This window comes from Streptomyces sp. CBMA156 (assembly GCF_014596515.1).
GTDB lineage: Bacteria > Actinomycetota > Actinomycetes > Streptomycetales > Streptomycetaceae > Kitasatospora.
Window position 1 is genome coordinate 1 of the sequence record NZ_MSJQ01000348.1, and the last position, 18,881, is coordinate 18,881.

The window sequence follows — 18,881 nt, forward strand, 5'->3', positions numbered from 1 at the left end:
GCGGCGAGCAGCGCGCCGGCCGCCGCCAGGGCGGGCCAACGGGCGGTGCGGGTACGGGTGTTCATGCGGAGTCTCCCCAACGGTGGCCCGCCCGGCGAGCACCGGGCCGCCACGGCCGGCGGCCCGCCCGGCCGGCGGTGGCTCTGATGGGGGAGAGTCTTCGGCAGGACGCCGGTCCGCGGCATCCGGGAACTCCCCCCAAACGCCCCCGAGCCCTCCCCGAGAAGATCCCTGATCACGCGTCAGGGGCGGGCGCCCACGGCCGTCCGGCGCCCATCCCTGCCCCCTGCCCCTTGACCCTTGACCCGCGGACCGGCGCAGCGGCGCGGCTCAGTGGGCGGAGTGCTTCTCCGCGCCGCGGTGCCGGTGCCCCTTGAGCTCGGCGTGCATCGCCGGGGCGGCGTGCATCGTCGTGCCCGGCGCGTCCCTTCCGCCGTGCCGGAACGCCTCGTCGGCGCCGTACCCGGCGGCGGCACGGGACGCCGCCCCGGCACCCGGCGTCGGCGCGAGCCGGGCGGGCGGGCTCGCCATGCCCCGGCGTTCCAGCAGTTCCTGGGCACCCTGGCGGAGCTTGGCGGCACCGCCGGGAACGTGCTTGGTCATCGTCGGCCTCCCTTCGTCGGCCACCGGCCGGACGGATGCCGGCCGGAGGGGCCGCACGGGCGTTATGTCCGGATTTTATCCGGGTTTCGGGCCCGCGCCACCGCAGGGAGGCGGCTCACCCCGTCTCCGGGCTCACCCCCCGACCCGGGCGCACCCCGGCTCCGGACTCGCCTCAGCCCATGACCTCGTGGACGAAGCACCAGCGCCAGTCCTCCCCCTGCTCGTACGAACGGATCACCGGGTGGGAGGTGTTGTGGAAGTGCGCGGTGGCGTGCCGCTGCGGCGAGAAGTCACAGCAGCCGATGTGGCCGCAGTCCAGGCAGATCCGCAGGTGCACCCAGTCCCGGCGGCCCTGCGCCAGGCAGTCGGCGCAGCCGTCGGCGGGCGGCCGGGGCTCGATGTCCTGAGGGGCCAGAGCGAGGTCTTCGCAGGCGCTCATGCCTGAAAGGCTATGCCGCCCCGGCGCGGAGCGCCTGCTCAGGACGCCTCCGACCTCGTCGCCTCCGCCCCGCCGGCCTCCGCCCGCCCCACGTCCGACGGCCCCCCATCCGCCCCCGGTGCCGTCCAACTCGCCAGCAGGGCCAGCTTCTGGGCGGTGGGCGAGCCCGCCGGGGCGGTGTAGACGACCAGCAGCTGGTCCGGCGAGCCGTTGACCCCCAGGGTCTCGTAGCCGAAGTCGAGTTCGCCGACCAGCGGGTGGTTCACCAGCTTGACCCCGTGGGTCTTCTCCCGCACCAGGTGGTCCGCCCAGAGCCGGACGAACTCGTCACTGCGCAGCGACAGTTCCCCCACCAGGGCACCCAGCGCCGGATCGTCCGGGTGCAGTCCGGCGTCCCGGCGCAGGAAGGAGACGGTCTCGGCGGCGACCGCGTCCCACTGCCGGTAGTACTCCCTGGCCGCCGGGTCGAGGAAGGCGTTCCTGGCCTGGTTGGGCACGCCGTCCGGGCCGGCGGCGGAACGCGCGAAGAAACCGTTCACCGCGTCGCCCAGCGCGTTCCAGGCCAGCACGTCCATCCGGCGGCCCAGCACGAAGGCGGGCACCTCGGTCATCAGGTCCAGCAGCAGCCGCGTCCCCGGGCGGACCGGCTGCCGCCCCCGTCCGCGCCCCCGTCCCTGGGCGGCGGAGGCCGGCGCGGACGCCGAAGCCCTGGGCGGACGGACCAGCGAGCGCAGGTGCGCGGCCTCCACCCCGTCCAGCCGCAGCACCCGGGCCACCGCGTCCAGCACGGCGTCCGAGGCGCTGCCGCCCCGGCCCTGCTCCAGCCGGACGTAGTAGTCCACGCTGACGCCCGCGAGCTGCGCCACCTCCTCCCGGCGCAGGCCCTGCACCCGGCGGCGGCCGTGCGCGGGCAGGCCCACCTCCTCCGGCAGGATCCGGGCCCGGCGTGAACGGAGGAAGTCCCCCAGGGTGTTCTCCATGCCCGGCAGGGTAGCCCCGGACGGCTGCCCGAGGGTGGTACTGCCGCACCCGGGAAAGGCCGTCCCAGGTAGGGCGTTCCCGGGAAACGCGGAGCCCTGGGTAGCCGGTCGCGGCCCGAGCACAGTGGTCGGTGCCACCCCACCGAACCCCCCGGAGCCCCCGATGACCCACCCGTCCCTCGCCGCCCGCACCGCCGTCGTCACCGGAGCCGCCAGCGGCATGGGCGCCGCCACCGCCCGGCTGCTCGCCGCCTCCGGCGCCCGGGTCGCCCTGCTCGCCCGTCGCGCCGAGCGGCTGGACGCCCTCGCCGCGGGGATCGCCGCCGCGGGCGGGCAGGCGCTCGCCGTCACCGCCGACATCACCGACCAGGCCTCGGTGGACGCCGCCGCGAAGACCGTCCACGACGCCTACGGCCCGGTCGACCTCGTGGTCAACAACGCCGGGGTGATGCTGCCCAACCCCCTCGCCGACGGCCGGATCGACGAGTGGACCCGCATGGTGGACACCAACCTCACCGGCGCACTGCGGATCGTCCGCGCCTTCAGCGCCGACCTCACCGCGGCCGCCGCCGACGGCCGTACCGCCGACCTGGTCAACGTCTCCTCGATCGCCTCGCACGTGGTCTTCCCCGACTACGCGGTGTACGGCGCCACCAAGGCCGCGCTGACCCAGCTGTCCGCCGCCCTGCGCAGCGAGCTCGGCCCGCGCGACGTCCGGGTCAGCGCGATCGAGCCCGGACTGACCGACACCGAACTCGGCGGGCACATCGACAACCCGGTGCTGCGCGAACAGCTCGGCGGCATGTTCGACGCCATCCCGGCGCTCGGAGCGGAGGACGTCGCCGACCTCATCGCGTACACCGTCAGCCGCCCCCGGCACGTCAACCTGCGCCACCTGGTCGTCCTGCCGACGCGGCAAGCCTGAGCCCCGTCCCGCGGGCACTGCCGAATCCCCGCTCCGCGGCCACCGGTGGCATGGGAGCATGCCATCCGTGGCGATCGTGACGGGGAGAACGAACGGCGACACCGGCGGGAGCGACCCCACCGGTGCGCCCGGGCAGCGGGAACGCGGCACGGGGACGCGGGAGGACGACGGCGTCGGGCGGGCCGGTGACACCGACGGCGGCGTGCGGGGCGACGGCGGAACGGCCGCCGTCGCCCGGATACCCGAGCAGAGCGGCCCCGGCCGGTTCCGGGCCCGCCCGCTGCCCGCCACCGACCGGGTCCGGCAGCCGGTCGCGCTGATCCGGCTGCTCGGCGGCCTGTTCGCCATCGCCCTCACCCTGCTGCTCGCCGACTACGCCCGCGCGACCACCAGCGGCATCGCCGCCGACGTCGCCGAGGCAGCCGGGCTGGTGCCGCGCCCGCTGGCGAGCCTGGCCGGCGGGCTCACCACCGCCGCCGTACTGCTGTTGCCGGTCGGCCTCGCGATCCGCCGGATGCTGGGCCCCGACCGGCGGCGCGCCCTCCAGCAGGTCTCCGACGGGCTGCTCGCCGCCGTCCTCGCGTACGGCGCCACGCTCGGCCTGGACCTGTGGGCCGACGGCCTCGCCCCGGTCTCGCTGCTCACCTCGCTCACCCAGCCGCTGCCCGGCGACGTGCTCGGACACACCGAGCCCGTCTACGGCTACCTCGCACCCGTCCTCGCCTTCATGACGGCCTCCGGCAGCCGGGAACACCGCCTGCCCTGGAGCGTCCTCGCCCTGTACGGCCTCGCCGGACTGGCCGGCGGGTACGCCACCCCCACGGCGCTCCTGCTCGGGCTGCTGATCGGCTGGACCGGCGCCCACGGCACCCTGTACGCGGTCGGCACCCCCGACCCGCGGCCCCGGCCCGGCGAGGTCCTGCGCACCCTGCGCGACTGCGGACTGCGCCCGGTCGAGGCCCAGCCGGCCGCCCCCGACCGCTACCGGGTCCGGCAGGCCGACGGCCGCCCCGACCTCGACGTCCAGCTCCTCGACCGGCAGGCCGTCACCGCCGCCGCCGTCCAGCGCGCCTGGCGCCGGCTGCGCCTGCACACCGCCCCCGACCCGCGCGTCCTGCGCTCCCCGCGCACCGGGCTGGAACACGAGGCCCTGGTCACCTACGCGGCCCTCGCGGCCGGCGTCCGCACCCGGCACATCGCCGCCACCGCCGGCCTCGGCCAGGACACCGCCCTCATCGCGTACGAGCGGCTGGCCGGACGCAACCTGGACGAACTCGCCGACGAGGAGATCACCGACGAGCTGCTCACCGACGCGTGGCGGCAGCTCTCGCTGCTCCAGCGCCGCGAGATCGCCCACCGCGCGCTCGTCCCCTCCTCGCTGCTGATCGACGACTCGGGCGCGGTGCACCTGGTCGGCTTCGCCGACGGGGACATCGCCGCCACCGAACTCGTCCTGCGATGCGACCTCGCCCAGCTGCTCACCACCCTCGCCCTCCGGGCCGGCGCCGCCCGCTCGGTCCGCACCGCCGTCGCCGTCCTCGGCCCCGACCCCGTCGGCGCCGCCCTCCCGCTGCTCCAGCCCATCGCCCTCGCCCACACCACCTGCCGCGCCCTCAAGCAGCACGCGAAGCGCGCCCCCGCCCCGGCCGCCCCGGCCGCCACCGCAGCCCCTGCGACCAGTAAGACCGGTAAGACCGGTACGACCGCTGTGCCGGAACCCGACGGCGGCGCCCCCACCCCGGGCGGCCTGCTCGACGAGATCCGCACGGAGGTCCTGCGCGCCCGCCCCCAGGTGGTGGGCCGCCCGGTGCGGCTGGAGCGGATGCGGCCGCGGACGCTGCTGGTCGTCGTCGGCGGGGTGGTGGCCGGGTGGCTGCTGATCCCGCAGCTGTTCGCGGCGGAGGACAACCCGATCTCCACCCTGGCGGACGCCGATCCGTGGTGGCTACTGCTCGCACTGGTCGCGGCGGCGTCGAGCCACGTCGCGGCGGCGATGGGCTTCGTCGGCTTCGTACCGGAGCGGCTGGACTTCCGCAACGCGGTGCTGGCGCAGGTGGCCGGGTCGTTCGTGAAGCTGGTGTCACCGGGTGGCGTCGGCGGGATCGCGCTGAACACCAGGCTGTTGCAGCGGGCCGGGATCCCCACCGCGCAGGCGCTGTCCAGCGTCGGCGTGGGGAACCTGATCGGGCTGGTGCTGCACCTGCTGCAACTGGGGGCCTTCGTCTACCTGCTGGACTTCACGCCGGGCGGCTCCGAGCTGGACGCGCTGCCCGCGGTGGTCGGCGGGCTGGCGGGGGCGGCGGCACTGCTGGCGCTGGTGTCGGCGATCCCGGTGGCCCGGCGGTGGCTGGCGACACGGCTGCGGCCGCTGACGGCGGAGGTGCTGCCACGGCTGCTGGACCTGCTGCGCAACCCGACCCGGCTGGCGGTGGGGGTGGCCGGGCAGCTGCTGGTGTCCATCTGCCTGATCGCCTGCCTGTACTGCTGTGTCCGGGCGATCGGCCGGGAGCCCTCCTTCGCCTCGGTCGCGGTGGTGTTCCTGGTGGGCAACGCCGTGGGCAGCGCGGCGCCGACCCCGGGCGGGGCCGGCGCGGTGGACGGGATGCTCATCACCCTGCTCGGGCAGACCGCGTCGATGGAGCAGGGCGGCGCGGTGGCCGCGGTGGCGCTGTACCGCCTGCTGACGCTGATCCTGCCGGTGCTGCCGGGCTGGGCGGCCATGGCCTGGCTGCAACGCCGCCGGGCCCTGTGACCGGCGGGGGCTCCTACTCCCGGTACTCGTCCTCGTCGTTGCGGACCGGCCGGGTCTGTTCCACGACGTCCGCGACGTTGGTCGCCGGGTCCGCGCCGACGGCCCGGCGTTCGGCCACCTCGTCGTAGGTGTCGCCCTCGGGCGCCTTCTCGTCGGACTCGACGGTCTCGGCGCTCTCCTCGATCAGGTATTCCTCGTGCTGTTCCTGCGGCATGGCATCCGTCCTCACTGTTCGGAGGCCTTCACGGGCCCGGCTGGCGGTATTGGCAGTATCCGCCGCCCGGAGCCCGGACGCGACGTGCCGGGCCCGGTCCGGCGTGTTGCCCGCACCCCCGTCCCGCCCCGGCCGCGTGGCTCGATTGACCCGCAGAACAGGCCCCTGAATGACCCAGTGGCCGGGTGCATTCCGCTCCTAGGGTCGTAGCCATGACGACGAACGAGATCACCGGAACCCCCGCCCGTCTCGACTACGCCCGCACCGCCCCCAAGGCGTTCCGCGCGATGATCGCCCTGGACGCCGCCGCCCGCGAGGGCCTGGACCCGGCTCTGGTCGAGCTGGTCCAGATGCGCACCTCCCAGCTGAACGGCTGCGCGTACTGCCTGGACATGCACGCCAGGGACGCCCGCAAGGCCGGCGAGACCGACGAGCGGATGTACCTGCTGCCGGTCTGGCAGGAGGCCCCGGCCGACGTGTACAGCGAGCGCGAGCGGGCTGCCCTGGCGCTGGCCGAGGAGGTCACCCGGATCGGCGGCGGCGTCTCGGACGCCGTGTACGCCCGGGCCGCCGCGCACTTCGCGGAGGCCGAGCTGGCACAGCTGATCTCGGTCTGCTTCACCATCAACGCCTGGAACCGCATCAACGTGGCCACCCGCAAGAGCCCCGGCACCGCGTGACCGGAGAACCGGGCGGACCGGACGCTCCGACCGGTCCGGAGCACCCGCCGGAGCACCCGTGGGAGCGCCGCCGGGCACTCCGTCCGGAACGCCGCCCGGAACGCCGTCCGGGCCACCGGGGGTACGATCGGTGCCGTACAAAGGGCTAACCCACACCCACCCGGTGGCCCCGAGGCCCATACGAACGACGGGGAAATCATGTCCGGCTCGCACTACTTCACCGGTGCACCCGAGGTCGCCAGCGAACGCCGGCCGATCACGGTCTCCCTGCCGGACCTCACCCTGGAACTGACCACCGACACCGGGGTGTTCTCCCGGAGCCGGCTCGACCCGGGCACCCGGATCCTGCTGGAGCACGCCCCGCCGCCGCGGGTGCGCGGCCCGATCCTGGACATCGGCTGCGGCTACGGACCGATCGCGCTGACCTGGGCCAGCCGCCGCCGTCGCCTCCCGGTCTGGGGGGTGGACGTCAACGAGCGCGCCCTGGAGCTGGTCCGGCTGAACGCCGAGGCGCTGGGGCTGGGCAACGTGCAGGCCGCCCTGCCCGACAACGTCCCCGCGGACGTCCGCTTCGCCACGATCTACTCCAACCCGCCGATCCGGATCGGCAAGGCCGCGCTGCGCCGACTGCTCACGCACTGGCTCGGCCGGCTGACCCCGGACGGTTCGGCGTTCCTGGTCGTGCAGAAGCACCTGGGATCGGACTCGCTCCAGGCGTGGCTGAACGAGCAGGGCTACCCGACCACCCGGGTCACGTCGGTCAACGGGTTCCGGATTCTGGAAGCGCGGCCCCGCCCCGAGGCGGGCGAGGGCTCCGAGAGTGGACGAGGTACGACGACGTGAAGCAACTGCGCGGGACCGAACTGAAGCGTCTGCACCGCTCGTGGCGGCGCAGCAACGAGTTCCGGCTCGCGATGATCCTGGAGAACCTCCAGTCGCCGTTCAACGTCGGCTCGGTGGTCCGCACCGGTGCGGCGATGGGCGCCGAGAAGCTGTACCTGGTCGGGGACACCCCGTCGGTGCGCTCGTCCGGCGCCCAGAAGGCCGCGATGGGTACCGACAAGTACCTGAAGGTGGAGCACTTCCCGACCGTCGCCGAGGCGGTGGCGGCGGCCAAGGCGGACGGTTTCAAGGTCGTCGGCCTGGAGCTGGCGGACGAGGCGGTGCCGATGTTCGCCGCCGGACTGACCCCGGCGGTGGCCTTCATGCTCGGGCACGAGGACCGCGGGATCACCCCCGAGGCCCTGGCGCTCTGCGACCAGGTGGTGTTCGTGCCGCAGCTGGGCCGGGTCGGCTCGCTGAACGTCTCGGCGGCCGCGACGGTGGCCTGCTACGAGGCGCGCCGGCAGGGGTACGTGATCAGCGGCACCCCGGACGGCGACCTCGCGGGCGACCTCGGCGACCTCGGCGACGACGAGTAACTCCCCGACATCCGAGGAGAGCCCGGGCCGTCCGCCGACGACCCGGGCTCCCGGCTCCTGATGCCCGACCGCCGGCACCCGACCGCCGGCACCCGACTCCTGGCTCCGGTCAGCCCTTGACGTTCCGTCGGGCGGCGCCGGCCACGAACACCACCGCGAGCATCGCCGCGGACAGCGCCCCGACCAGCAGCGGGCCGGGCCCGGCCGGGCTGCCGTTCACGCGGACGGCACCCATGAAGTCGAGCGCGGCGACGTTGTTCACGAGCAGCCACCAGAGCGGCAGGTAGACCGCTTGGAAGAGCCGGTGGGAGCGGCTCACCACGCCGAGCACCATGGCCAGCGACGGGACGAACAGCGCGCCGCCGACCCAGCCGGCCGTCCCCGCACCGTCACCCGCCACCAGCATGCGGACCAGCGGGGCGACACCCGTCACCGCGCTGAGCACCAGCCCGGACGCCCACTCGGCCAGCAGCCGGCGGCGGGCCGACGGGTACGCGCCGAGCAGCACCTCCAGGCCGTTCTCGACCTGCCGGCTGCCGAGCCGGGACCAGACCAGCACCGGCCACAGCCACACCAGGGGCAGCAGCAGACCGGTGACCACGTCCACCGGCAGCGCGAACCCGGCCACGGTCAGCCCGGCGGCGACCAGCCACCACCAGGGGGAGATGCCCCGGAGGAGGATGCGGACCTCGCCCGCGAGCAGCCGGCCGAACGCTCCGGCCCGCCGCGGTTCGGTCCGCGGCAGGCCGCCCGGGGCGATCGCCCATCGCGTCCCGGCGGGACCGGGCGCAGCCGCCGCGGCCGGCACGTCCACCACCGGCACATCCACCACCGGGGAGGCGGCCGCCGCGGCCGCGCCACCGGAACCACGCGCGGGATCGAACCTGCCGAACCACAGGGCCGGCAGCAGCGCCACGGCGAACGCCGCCGGCACCATGGCCAGCCGGCCGAGGACGAACCCGGAGGACGCGTCGAAGCCGTCCCAGAGGAAGGTGCCCAGCGGTCTGTCGACCTTGGTCAGCCCGAGGCTGAACTCCCCCTGGCCGGCCGTCCCGTGCCGGGCCTCCAGCGCCGCGCCCAGCGACCGCGCGACCCCGTGCACGCCGAGACCGTCCAGCGGCGCGGAAGCCGACTGCCCGCCGATCGAGACGGCCAGGGCCACCACGAACCACACGACGTTCCCCAGGCCGCCCCGCAGCAACGGCACCGTCTCGAACAGGAGCGCCGCCGCCGCGGTGAGCGCCACCAGCGGCAGCGAGAACAGCAGGAACGGCTCCACCAGGGCCACCGGGTCGACCGAGCGGTCCTCACCGCGGGCGAGTTGCATCAGCAGTGCGGTGACGGCCAGCACGCCGACCATCGAGGCGAGCACCAGCAGGTTGCTCAGGTACTTGCCCAGGAGGTAGCGGTAGGTGGGCAGCGGGGTCGCGGCGAGGATCTGCCCGACCCCGCTCCGCTCGTCCCGCGCGATGCCGCTGCGGACCACGTAGAAGCCGCCGAAGGTGAGCCAGAGCGCACCGGCCAGGGCGGTGACCGTGCCGACGTAGGCGCTGTTGTAGACACCCCGGTTGCCGCCGACGTCCATGATCGTCCACTGGCCGTCCGCGTTCGGCACGGCCAGGTAGCCGAGACCGACCGCGGCGAGCAGCGTCACCGCGTACACCGGCCGGCGCACCCGGTCCCGGAAGTCGCCGACCGCCAGCCTCCCGACCGCCAGCCCCCTGACCGCCAGCCTCCCGACCTCCAGTCCCCCGGTCACCGGCCCACCGCCCGCCGCTCGGCCCGGCTCCGCTCCCCCGCGCGGTGGATGACGCCCAGGTAGGCGTCCTCCAGGTCGGGCGCCACCGGGACCGCGTCGGCCCACGGCCACCCGGCGGCGATCACCCGCAGCCGCACGCCGCTGCCCGTCCGAACCATCCGGCTGACCACGTGGCGGGCCTGGACCTCCAGGAGGTCCGCCGGGGCGACCACGGCCTCCCACACCTGCCCGTCGATCTCCCGGAGCAGCTCGTCGGGCGAGCCCCGGCGCAGCAGCCGGCCCCTGGCGACCACCGCGATGTCGGAGGCGACCGACTCCACGTCGGAGACGATGTGGGTCGACAGCATCACGACCCGCTCGGCCGCGAGTTCGCTGAGCAGGTTGCGGAAGCGCACCCGCTCCTCCGGGTCCAGGCCGGCAGTCGGCTCGTCGACCACGATCACCCTGGGGTCGGCCAGCAGCGCCTGCGCGATGCCGACCCGCCGGAGCATGCCGCCCGAGTACGTGCCGAGCGGGCGCTTGACCGCCTCGGTCAGGTTGACCAGCTGGATCAGCTCGTCGATCCTGGCCCTGGCGGAGCGGGCACCGAGCCCCTTGGCCGCCGCCAGGTAGGCCAGGAACTCCCGCGAGGTCAGGTTCGGGTAGACCCCGAAGTCCTGTGGCAGGTAACCGAGTTCCCGGCGCAACCGGTCCGGTTCGGCCACCACGTCGACACCCTCGTACCGGACCTGCCCACCCGTGGGCCTGGTCACCGTCGACACGATCCGCATCAACGACGACTTCCCCGCTCCGTTCGGCCCCAGCAGCCCCACCATCCCCGGCCCGAGCCGCATCGTCACGCCGTCGACGGCCCGCTTGCCGCCCTTGTAGACCTTGGTGACATCCACCAGTTCGAGCATGGACTCCCCCTCCCCGACAGGACTCGTCGCCCTCACCCCCTGAGCTCCGTCTCGCGCCCGTCCCGCAGCACCGCGACGCCCCTGGGCACCTCGACCCGGTACTTCGTGTCGCAGTCGGCCAGCCCGGAGCACCCCGCCCGGAGTTCGAGCACCCCGCCGTCGAGCGTCCAGGACTCCTTGGCGCTGCCGATCTTGCCGCTCGTGTCGAACCAGCGGGTGACCTTGACGTCCGTGCGGTCGGCCGCCACGAGGTCGGCCGGAGCACCGTGCGACCTGACGTCCAGGCGCTGCCCGGCGAAGGTGAAGGTCTTGTCCTCGGGCGTCGCGTCCGCGGCGTCGGCACACCCCGCCAGCACCACGAGGCCGGCCACCACGAGACCGACCACCCCGTATCCGGACTTCGCACGCTGAACCACCGCATCCTCCGGGAGGCTCGAATCGGGCCCGTCTCTCGGACCCACCCGAAGCCTCACCGATCCGCGGCCTCCTGCCATCTGCCGTTCGGCAGATATCCCGTTGGACCAAGGACAGAGTTTCCCCTCCCACCCACCGGCCCGGGACCGGCAGCCCCCGCCCACGCGAAGGGCCCGGACCGGATGCGATCCGGTCCGGGCCTCGGGAGGGAACGGCCGCCCGCCGCCGTCGGGCTCAGTGGTCCAGGTAGGCGAGGACGGCCAGCACCCGGCGGTTGTCGGTCTCCGACTGCGGCAGGCCGAGCTTGGCGAAGATGTTGCCGATGTGCTTGGCCACCGCCTTCTCCGAGATGTAGAGCTCCTCCGCCGTACCCGCGTTCGAACGGCCCTGGGCCAGGCACTCCAGCACCTCCCGCTCACGCGCGGAGAGCGCGGTCAGCCGCTCGTCGCGGACCTTGCGGGTGAGCAGCTGCTGGATGACCTCCGGGTCCATCGCGGTGCCGCCCGCGGCCACCCGCTCGACGGCGTCGACGAACTGGTCGCCGTTGGTGACCCGGCTCTTGAGCAGGTACCCCACGCCCGCGGAGCCGGTGGCCAGCAGCTCGTGGGCGTACAGCGGCTCGACGTACTGCGACAGCAGCAGCACCGGCAGGTCGGGAATCCGGGTGCGGGCCTCCACCGCCGCGCGCAGTCCCTCGTCGCTGAGGCCGGGCGGCAGCCGGACGTCCACCACCGCGACGTCCGGGCGCTGCTCGGTGAGCGCGCGCAGCAGCATCGGACCGTTGTCGACCGCCTCGACCACCTCGTGCCCGTAGGCGGTGAGCAGTTGCACCAGGCCGTTCCTCAGGAGGAAGTGGTCTTCGGCGAGGACAATGCGCACGGCAGCTCCATGGTGATCAGGGTGGGTCCTTCCGGCGGGCTGCTGACGGCCAGGATGCCGTCGAAGGCCGCCAGCCGACGTTCGATCCCACGCAGCCCGGTCCCCCGGTCCGGGTCGGCGCCGCCGCGGCCGTCGTCGGTGATGTCGATCCGGAGCATGCCGCCCTCGTGCCGGACGTCGATCCAGGCGCGCTCGGCACCGGAGTGCTTGGCGGCGTTGGTGAGGATCTCCGAGACGGCGAAGTAGGCGGCGGACTCGACGGGCGGCTCCGGCCGGCCGGTCAGGTCGATGCTGACCTCCGTGGACAGCGGGCAGAGCAGGGCGAGGGAGCGGATCGCGTCGCCCAGGCCGCGGTCGGCCAGCACCGGCGGGTGGATGCCGCGGACCAGGTCCCGCAGTTCGTCCAGGGCCTTGGTCGAGGACTCACGGGCCTCGGCGAGCAGCGCCGCCACCGCGTCCGGGTTGGTCTTGAGCAGTCGTTCGGCCGCGTTGAGGGTCATGCCCATCGCGACCAGACGGGCCTGGGCACCGTCGTGCAGATCCCGCTCGATGCGGCGGATCTCGGCCATCTGGGTGTCCATCGCGTCGGAGCGCGTGGTGGTCAGGTGCTCGATGCGCTCGGCCATCGCCTCGTCCGCCCGCGGCGCCAGCATCCGGAACAGGTAGCGGGCGTGGCGCGGCGCGGTGCGCGGGGCGTCCCACAGCGCGAACAGTGCGACCACGATGGCCAGCAGTCCGGCGAGCACCGCGGTGACGGGACCGTCGACCGGGATGAACATGTACCAGATGCTGCCCCAGTCGCTCGGCAGCTGGGCGCCGAACACGGCCGTCACCAGCCCCCACGCGCTGCTGAGCAGCAGTGCCGCCGGAACGAACGCGATCACGCCGCCGACCAGCGGGTCGATGACGACGAACCGCCAGTCCCGCCACACCTGGTTGTCCCGCGCGACGAGGAGGGCGTGCAGCGCCTGGCCCTGCCGGGTGTCCGGGAGCGGCGGATAGCGCGCGGGCACCGGCACCCCGGACCACTGCGCCGCCAACTCCCGCTGCCGGTCGACCAGTCGGCGGACGGCGCGCTGGGTGCCCGGCAGCAGCGACACGCCCAGGCCGGCGGGCAGGAAGATGTACAGGCTCGTCAGCCACAGGCCGAGCACCAGGGCCCGCAGGGAGAGGCCGAACAGCACGAGGGAGCGCCGCAGGCCGGTGACGGCACCGCTCGGGAGCGCCGGTGGTGGCGTGTGTCCGGTCATCGATACGCCCTGCTGCCTGGTGTCCATCGGGTGCCCCCCTGGGGTTCCGCATCCCTGGTTGATGCGCTGCCCTCCATTATTCGGAACGGTCACCGCCCGCCGCAGGGGAGGAATATCCACTTTATTGCCAGGGGACGGCCAGCGAACGCGTTTCGGCCACACAGGCGACACCGGGCTCGCCCTCCACCTCGACCTCCATGCGGAGCCCGAACAGGCAGCCGGACGGCAGTTGCCTGGCCGTCAGCAGCGTGGCGCCCGCCCTGACCCGCCGCCCGACGCGCACCGGCCGCTGGAAGCGCACGGAGTCCAGACCCACGTTGAGGATGTGCCGGGTCCCGCCGATGGTCAGGATGCCGTCCGTCATGGCGGACAGCAGACTCAGCGTCAGGTAGCCGTGGGCGACCGTCCCCCCGTAGGGGCCCTCGGCGGCGCGCTCGGGGTCGGTGTGGATCCACTGCTCGTCGCCCACGAGGGAGGCGTACCGGTCGACCAGGTCCTGGGTGATCGGGATCCAGTCGCTCAGGCCCAGGTGCCGGCCCGTGGCCGCGGCGAACTCTTCGACGTTCGGGAAGGCTGTCACGGCGCACATCCTCAGGTGCCGTCCCGACCGGTGGCAAGCGCCCGCGGCGAGCGGTCAGCGCGGGATCAGCGCGGGATCAGCGAGGTGTCAGCAGGCCGGTGGAACGTGTTCCCATGACGGCGATATCGGCGGTTGCCAGCCACCGCCCCAGGACAGTGCCGCTCGCACAGCTACAGCAGGACGTCGGCCTGACCGACGGCCAACTGCGGCAGTACGAGCGGTACTACGGCCTCGCGGAGATCTGCCGCGAGCCCGGCGAGGCCGAGACGCACCTGCTGCGACAGGCCGTGGCGGCCCTCGCGGAGCTGCGCGGCCGGGAGTCCGACGTCCGCTACGTGCTGCAGGCCAGGACGATGCCGTCCCCGATGCCCTACCCGCACACCTCGATGGCCCCGCTGCTGGAGGAGCTGGGGCTGCGGCACGCCACCGGCTTCGTGGTCTCCCAGCACGCCTGCGCGTCCGGCCTGCTCGCGCTCGACATGGCCGGGACGCTGCTGGCGGCGGACGGCGACCCGGACGCCCTCGCGCTGGTCCTGGCCGGCGAGAAGGTCGGGTCCAGGCAGTCGCAGTCCATCCCCGGCGTCACCGTGATGGGAGAGGCCACCGCAGCGGTGCTGCTGAGCGCGGGCGGCACCGGCGACCGCCTGCTCGGCTACGCGGCCCGCACCCACAGCCGGTTCCACGACCAGTTCCTGATGGAGGATCCGGAGGCCGCGAAGGAGTTCCAGGCGCTGTACCCCTCGGCGCTGTGCGAGGTGGTGCGCGCCGCCCTGGACGAGGCCGGATGCACCCTGGACGAGGTGGCGCTGGTGCTGCCGCACAACGTCAACCGGCTCTCGTGGGCGGCGGTGTGCCGGATGCTCGGCATTCCGATGAGCCGGGTGTACCTCGACCTGGTCGCCCGGACCGGGCACTGCTTCTGCGCGGACCCCTTCGTCAACCTGCACCAGGCCACCCGGGACGGCCTGCTGGCCACCGGCGACCGCTACGTGATGACCAGCGTGGGCCTGGGAGCGACCTTCGCCGCCATGGTCCTCGAACACTGAGCGCCCTCCGGCGCCGGCGGTCCTCCCGTACCGACAGCCCCCTGCACCGGCAGTCCTCCTGCACCGACAGCCGTCCACCGACAGCCGTCCACCGACGCAAGAAAGGCAAGGTCGAGCCTTGGACGAGACCGACAGCGGCTTCCGCTCCCGACTCGGGCGGGCGGTCACCGGCTCCGCGGACACACCACTGCTGTTCCTCGGCAACTTCGAGGTCGAGAACAGCTGGGCCGAGGGCGAGCCCGCACTGCCCCGGGTCGCCTCCCACGCCGGGAGCGCGGTGGTGAACCGGATGGACGAGTTCGCCCTGCTGCTGGGCGGCGAGCGGGACCACGTCGTGCTGAAGGCGGCGCCCGATCCGGACTACCTCGACCAGTTGCGCGGGCTCGGCATCAGCACGCCCACCGTGCACGTTCCGGCCCGGCAGGACCCGCTGCGCACGGTCACCGAGGACGCCCTCGACGACGACGTCCTGCTGGACGCGCTGCGGCAACAGCTGGCGCCACTCGGCGTCCAGGTCGTCGCACACGGCGTGTCCGACGCCGAGGAGCGGTTCGCCGCGCGCACCTCGCTGCGGCTCGCCGCACCGCAGGCCGCCCTGTGCAAGCGCGTGAACAGCAAGGTCTACAGCCGGCGGCTGGCCGACGAGCTGGGGCTCCGGCAGGCGCCCGGCCGCACCTGCGAGACGACGGCGGAGCTGGCGGCGGCGGTGGACTGGGCCGGCGGACGCCTGGCCGAGGGCCGCAAGGTCGCGGTCAAGGACGCCTACGGGGTGTCCGGCAAGGGCATCGTGGTGCTCGACGACCCGCGGCGGCTGGAGCGGCTGCAGCGCATGGCCGCGGGGCAGGCCGCGCGGGCCGGCAGCGACCGGCTCGCCCTGGTGCTGGAGGAGTGGGTCGCCAAGGAGGCCGACCTCAACTACCAGTTCACCGTGAGCCGCGACGGCTCGGTGCGGTTCGACTTCGTCAAGGAGGCGCTGACCGAGCGCGGCGTGCACAAGGGCCACCGGATGCCGGCCCGGCTCACCGCCGCGCAGGACGGCGAGGTGCGGGAGGCGGCGGCGCTGCTGGGCGGGAAGCTGGCCGCAGACGGCTGGTTCGGTGTCGTCGGCATCGACGCCATGGTCGACCCGGACGGCGGCCTCTACCCCGTGGTCGAGATCAACGCGCGCCACAACATGTCGACCTACCAGGCCGTGCTGACCGAGGGGCTGATGGCACCGGACGGCATCGCCGTCGCCCGCCAGTACCCGCTGCGCTCGGCCCGGCCGGTGTCGTTCGCCGCGCTGCGGGACGCGCTCGACGGACTGCTGCTGGCGGAGCGCGGCGGCACCGGCCTGTTCGTCAACAACTTCGCCACGGTCAACGCCGCCGCCGCGACGGGTGGCGAGGGGCCGTTCGAGGGACGTCTGTACGGCGTGGTGGTCGCCGCCGACGACGCCGCGGCCGCGGTCCTCGACGAGGAAGTGTCCCGCCGGCTGGCGGGGCTGCTGCACACCGAGGAAGGGAGTCCGGAATGAGCCGGGAGTTCACTGTGCAGGGCGTGGGGATCACCGCCCTGGCCGAGGAGTTCGGCACCCCGCTGTACCTCTACGACGGCGACGGAATCGCGGACCGGTTCCGGGAGCTGAAGTCGCTGCTCCATCCGGCGCTGGAGGTCTTCTACTCCCTCAAGGCCAACCCGAACATCTCCGTCTGCGCGCTGCTGCACTCCGCCGGCGCCCGCGCCGAGGTGTCCTCGATGGCCGAACTGGTCACCGCGCTCCGGGCCGGCGTCCAGCCGCGGGACATCCTCTTCCTCGGCCCCGGCAAGAGCCGTGAGGAGCTCGCCGCCTGCCTGGACGAGGGCGTCGCCGCCATCGTCTGCGAGTCGCTCGACGAGCTGGAGCTGATCGACGAACTGGCCCTGGAACGCGGTGTCCTGGCCCCCGTGGTGCTGCGGGTCAACCCGGAGTTCACCGTCAAGGGCTCGGGCCTGACCATGGGCGGGAAGCCCCGGCAGTTCGGCATCGACGAGGAGCAGCTGCTCTCCGCGCAGGCGGTGCTGGACCGCTGCGGCGCGGTCCGGGTGCACGGCGTGCAGGTCTACCTCGGCACCCGCATCCTGGACCCCGCCGTCGTCGCGGACAACGCCCGCCGCATCTTCGAACTGGCCGAGCTGCTGTCCGCGAAGCTGGGCTTCCCGCTGGAGCTGGTGGACATCGGCGGGGGCCTGGGGGTGGCCTACTTCGACAACGAGCAGGACCCCGACCCGGCGGTGCTGGGCGAACTGCTCAACCCCCTGGTCGCCGACTTCGCCGACCGGCACCCCGGCGCCCGGCTGATCATGGAGCTGGGCCGCTACCTCGTCGCGGTGCACGGAACGTACGTGGTCCGGGTCCGCTACACCAAGAGCTCCATGGGCGAGCGCTTCGCGGTCGCCGACGGCGGCACCAACCACCACATGGCGGCGGTCGGCATCGGCTCGTTCGTCAAGCGCAACTTCCCCATCACGGCGCTCCAGCGGCTCGACGAACCCGACAGCGGCCCGTGGAACATCACCGGACCGCTGTGCACGCCCAACGACCTGCTGGGCAAGAAGGTGTCGCTGCCCGAGCTGCGCCCCGGCGACCTGCTGGGCGTGGAGCGGTCCGGCGCGTACGGGCCGAGCGCCTCCCCGGTGTACTTCCTCAGCCACGGCTACCCGGCCGAGGTCCTGATGCTCGGGGGACGGCCGCACCTGGTCCGGGAACGCGACGACACCGAGTCGATGCTCGGACGCCAGCACCTCCACCTGCCCGCGGACGCCGCGGGACCCACCCCGGAGAGGAACCAATGACCAACGACATCGCCACCGTGACCGCCCCCGAGAAGCGGGCGGCCTGCCTCGCCGCCGTGCGCGAGGCCCTGGCCCAGGTGCTCAACCAGGACACCGCGGAGGTCGGCGAGGAGGCCCGGATCTTCGACGACCTCGGCCTGGACTCCAGCAGCGCCCTGGAGATGCTCATCGTCATCGAGGACGAACTCGACCTCCAGTTCGACGTGGAGAGCCTGGACATGGGTGACTTCGCGACGGTGGGCACCCTGGTGGACTTCGTCGTCAACGAGGCGGGCTCGTAGCATGTTCCGCGCCTCCGCGCCGCTTTCCCGAACCGTGCCCGCCGCCGCCGACGCGGTCGCGGGCACGGTCCCCCGCCTGCTCAGGGCGGGCTGGCACCGACCCGCCGACCAGGGGGGCCCGGGCGCCGCGCCGCGCCCCGCGGTCCAGGAGGTGCACCGGCAGATCGCCGACCTGTACGGGACGCGGGTGCTGTCCGAGGGGTTCACGGACTCCCCGCTGCGGCCGACGCCCCAGCTGGCCGCGGGGGCCCTCGACGCGCTCGGTCCGCTCGCTCCGGACGAGGCACCGCAGGTGGCCGTACTCGCCTACACGACACCGGACTTCGAGCACACCACGCTCACCGCGTCGCTGCTGCAGCACCGGCTGCCGGGCGAGCCGCTCTGCTTCGCGGTCTCGGACCAGGGGGTGCTGAGCCCGTTCACGGCGCTGCGGATCGCCGTCGAGTACGCCCGCCGCTCGGACTGGAGCCGGCTGCTGCTGGTCGTCGTCGACCAGAGCTCGCAGCCGTACCCCGGACCCGCGTCCGGCCAGTACGCCGCCGAGCACGACTCGGCCGTGGCACTGCTGCTCGCCTGGGACGGCGGCACCTCGCCCGTCGCCGGGATGGGGCAGGGCCCCGCCGGTCAGGTGCTGCCCGCGCTGCGCGCGGACCTCTCCGGGGCCGCCCTGTTCGCGGCGGGCACCGGACTGGCCGCCGGTCCGGGGATCCCGCCGTCCGCCGCCCCGCGCCGCGACGCGGAGCCGGGGCTGCCGTGCACCGGGGTCTGGGCGGCGCTGCGGGAGGCTCGGGGCGGGCGGGCGGTGCTCGCCGACCACGACCGCGGACTGGACCGCCTGGCCCACTGCACCCTTGAACTGCCGGCCCGGGAGGGTGGGGTCCGATGACGGCGACGGTCGACCTCGAACGCTGCTGGCGGGAGTGCCGCGCCCGGGCCCGCCGCGAC

At 74.0% G+C, this 18,881-nt stretch carries 20 protein-coding genes; 10 read left to right on the forward strand and 10 right to left on the reverse strand.

Features of this window, described 5'->3' with window-relative positions:
- Positions 1–330: 330 nt before the first annotated feature.
- The 3 genes from BU198_RS30005 to BU198_RS30015 all read right to left on the reverse strand — a co-directional run bounded on the left by BU198_RS30005 (position 331) and on the right by BU198_RS30015 (position 2,022).
- Positions 331–603, reverse strand: coding sequence for a hypothetical protein (locus tag BU198_RS30005; RefSeq protein ID WP_188300004.1), 273 nt, complete (start codon positions 601–603; stop codon positions 331–333).
- Between the two features lie 172 nt (positions 604–775).
- Complete coding sequence (locus tag BU198_RS30010; RefSeq protein ID WP_188300005.1) at positions 776–1,042, reverse strand: UBP-type zinc finger domain-containing protein; 267 nt, start codon at positions 1,040–1,042, stop codon at positions 776–778.
- Positions 1,043–1,080: 38 nt separating this feature from the next.
- Positions 1,081–2,022: a helix-turn-helix transcriptional regulator gene (locus BU198_RS30015; RefSeq protein ID WP_188300006.1), complete on the reverse strand. Its 942-nt coding sequence runs from the start codon at positions 2,020–2,022 to the stop codon at positions 1,081–1,083.
- Positions 2,023–2,185: 163 nt separating this feature from the next.
- Between BU198_RS30015 and BU198_RS30020 the strand changes: the two genes are divergently transcribed.
- Positions 2,186–2,947 (forward strand): SDR family oxidoreductase, encoded by a 762-nt coding sequence (locus BU198_RS30020; protein ID WP_188300007.1) that lies wholly within the window; start codon positions 2,186–2,188, stop codon positions 2,945–2,947.
- Positions 2,948–3,014: 67 nt separating this feature from the next.
- Positions 3,015–5,699: a lysylphosphatidylglycerol synthase domain-containing protein gene (locus tag BU198_RS43995; RefSeq protein ID WP_188300008.1), complete on the forward strand. Its 2,685-nt coding sequence runs from the start codon at positions 3,015–3,017 to the stop codon at positions 5,697–5,699.
- Between the two features lie 13 nt (positions 5,700–5,712).
- On the opposite strand, the gene BU198_RS30030 is transcribed toward BU198_RS43995, so the two are convergent.
- On the reverse strand, positions 5,713–5,913 hold the full coding sequence (locus BU198_RS30030) for a hypothetical protein (RefSeq protein WP_188300009.1): 201 nt from the start codon (positions 5,911–5,913) through the stop codon (positions 5,713–5,715).
- A 212-nt stretch (positions 5,914–6,125) separates the two neighbouring features.
- Here BU198_RS30030 and BU198_RS30035 point away from each other — a divergent pair, with 212 nt between their 5' ends.
- The 3 genes from BU198_RS30035 (at position 6,126) to BU198_RS30045 (ending at position 8,014) form a co-directional block, all read left to right on the forward strand.
- Positions 6,126–6,593, forward strand: coding sequence for a carboxymuconolactone decarboxylase family protein (locus BU198_RS30035; RefSeq protein WP_188300010.1), 468 nt, complete (start codon positions 6,126–6,128; stop codon positions 6,591–6,593).
- A gap of 198 nt (positions 6,594–6,791) precedes the next feature.
- Positions 6,792–7,436 carry a class I SAM-dependent methyltransferase gene (locus tag BU198_RS30040; protein ID WP_188300011.1) on the forward strand — a complete coding sequence of 215 codons (645 nt, stop codon included), beginning with the start codon at positions 6,792–6,794 and terminating at the stop codon, positions 7,434–7,436.
- Positions 7,433–8,014, forward strand: coding sequence for a TrmH family RNA methyltransferase (locus BU198_RS30045; RefSeq protein WP_188300012.1), 582 nt, complete (start codon positions 7,433–7,435; stop codon positions 8,012–8,014). The genes BU198_RS30040 and BU198_RS30045 overlap by 4 nt, the downstream gene beginning before the upstream one ends.
- Positions 8,015–8,123: 109 nt before the next feature.
- Here BU198_RS30045 and BU198_RS30050 read toward each other — a convergent pair whose 3' ends face one another.
- The 6 genes from BU198_RS30050 to BU198_RS30075 form a co-directional block, all read right to left on the reverse strand.
- Positions 8,124–9,773 (reverse strand): hypothetical protein, encoded by a 1,650-nt coding sequence (locus BU198_RS30050; protein WP_411293250.1) that lies wholly within the window; start codon positions 9,771–9,773, stop codon positions 8,124–8,126.
- Positions 9,770–10,672 carry an ABC transporter ATP-binding protein gene (locus tag BU198_RS30055; RefSeq protein WP_188300013.1) on the reverse strand — a complete coding sequence of 301 codons (903 nt, stop codon included), beginning with the start codon at positions 10,670–10,672 and terminating at the stop codon, positions 9,770–9,772. Before BU198_RS30055 ends, BU198_RS30050 begins: the two co-directional genes overlap by 4 nt.
- Before the next feature lie 32 nt (positions 10,673–10,704).
- Entirely contained in the window at positions 10,705–11,088 is a 384-nt protein-coding gene (locus tag BU198_RS30060) for a hypothetical protein (RefSeq protein WP_188300014.1), read from the reverse strand.
- Positions 11,089–11,320: 232 nt separating this feature from the next.
- Entirely contained in the window at positions 11,321–11,965 is a 645-nt protein-coding gene (locus BU198_RS30065) for a LuxR C-terminal-related transcriptional regulator (RefSeq protein WP_188300015.1), read from the reverse strand.
- Positions 11,929–13,242: a sensor histidine kinase gene (locus BU198_RS30070; RefSeq protein ID WP_188300016.1), complete on the reverse strand. Its 1,314-nt coding sequence runs from the start codon at positions 13,240–13,242 to the stop codon at positions 11,929–11,931. Before BU198_RS30070 ends, BU198_RS30065 begins: the two co-directional genes overlap by 37 nt.
- Before the next feature lie 94 nt (positions 13,243–13,336).
- On the reverse strand, positions 13,337–13,795 hold the full coding sequence (locus BU198_RS30075; RefSeq protein ID WP_317620377.1) for a MaoC family dehydratase: 459 nt from the start codon (positions 13,793–13,795) through the stop codon (positions 13,337–13,339).
- A 113-nt stretch (positions 13,796–13,908) separates the two neighbouring features.
- Here BU198_RS30075 and BU198_RS30080 point away from each other — a divergent pair, with 113 nt between their 5' ends.
- The 5 genes from BU198_RS30080 to BU198_RS30100 all read left to right on the forward strand — a co-directional run bounded on the left by BU198_RS30080 (position 13,909) and on the right by BU198_RS30100 (position 18,822).
- Positions 13,909–14,841: a 3-oxoacyl-ACP synthase III family protein gene (locus BU198_RS30080; RefSeq protein WP_188300018.1), complete on the forward strand. Its 933-nt coding sequence runs from the start codon at positions 13,909–13,911 to the stop codon at positions 14,839–14,841.
- A gap of 118 nt (positions 14,842–14,959) precedes the next feature.
- Positions 14,960–16,357, forward strand: coding sequence for an ATP-grasp domain-containing protein (locus tag BU198_RS30085; protein WP_188300019.1), 1,398 nt, complete (start codon positions 14,960–14,962; stop codon positions 16,355–16,357).
- A complete protein-coding gene (locus BU198_RS30090) occupies positions 16,354–17,655 on the forward strand; it encodes a type III PLP-dependent enzyme (protein WP_188300020.1) in 1,302 nt (433 codons plus the stop codon). Before BU198_RS30085 ends, BU198_RS30090 begins: the two co-directional genes overlap by 4 nt.
- On the forward strand, positions 17,652–17,936 hold the full coding sequence (locus BU198_RS30095; RefSeq protein WP_188300021.1) for an acyl carrier protein: 285 nt from the start codon (positions 17,652–17,654) through the stop codon (positions 17,934–17,936). The genes BU198_RS30090 and BU198_RS30095 overlap by 4 nt, the downstream gene beginning before the upstream one ends.
- Position 17,937: 1 nt before the next feature.
- Positions 17,938–18,822: a hypothetical protein gene (locus BU198_RS30100; RefSeq protein WP_188300022.1), complete on the forward strand. Its 885-nt coding sequence runs from the start codon at positions 17,938–17,940 to the stop codon at positions 18,820–18,822.
- Positions 18,823–18,881 lie beyond the last annotated feature (59 nt).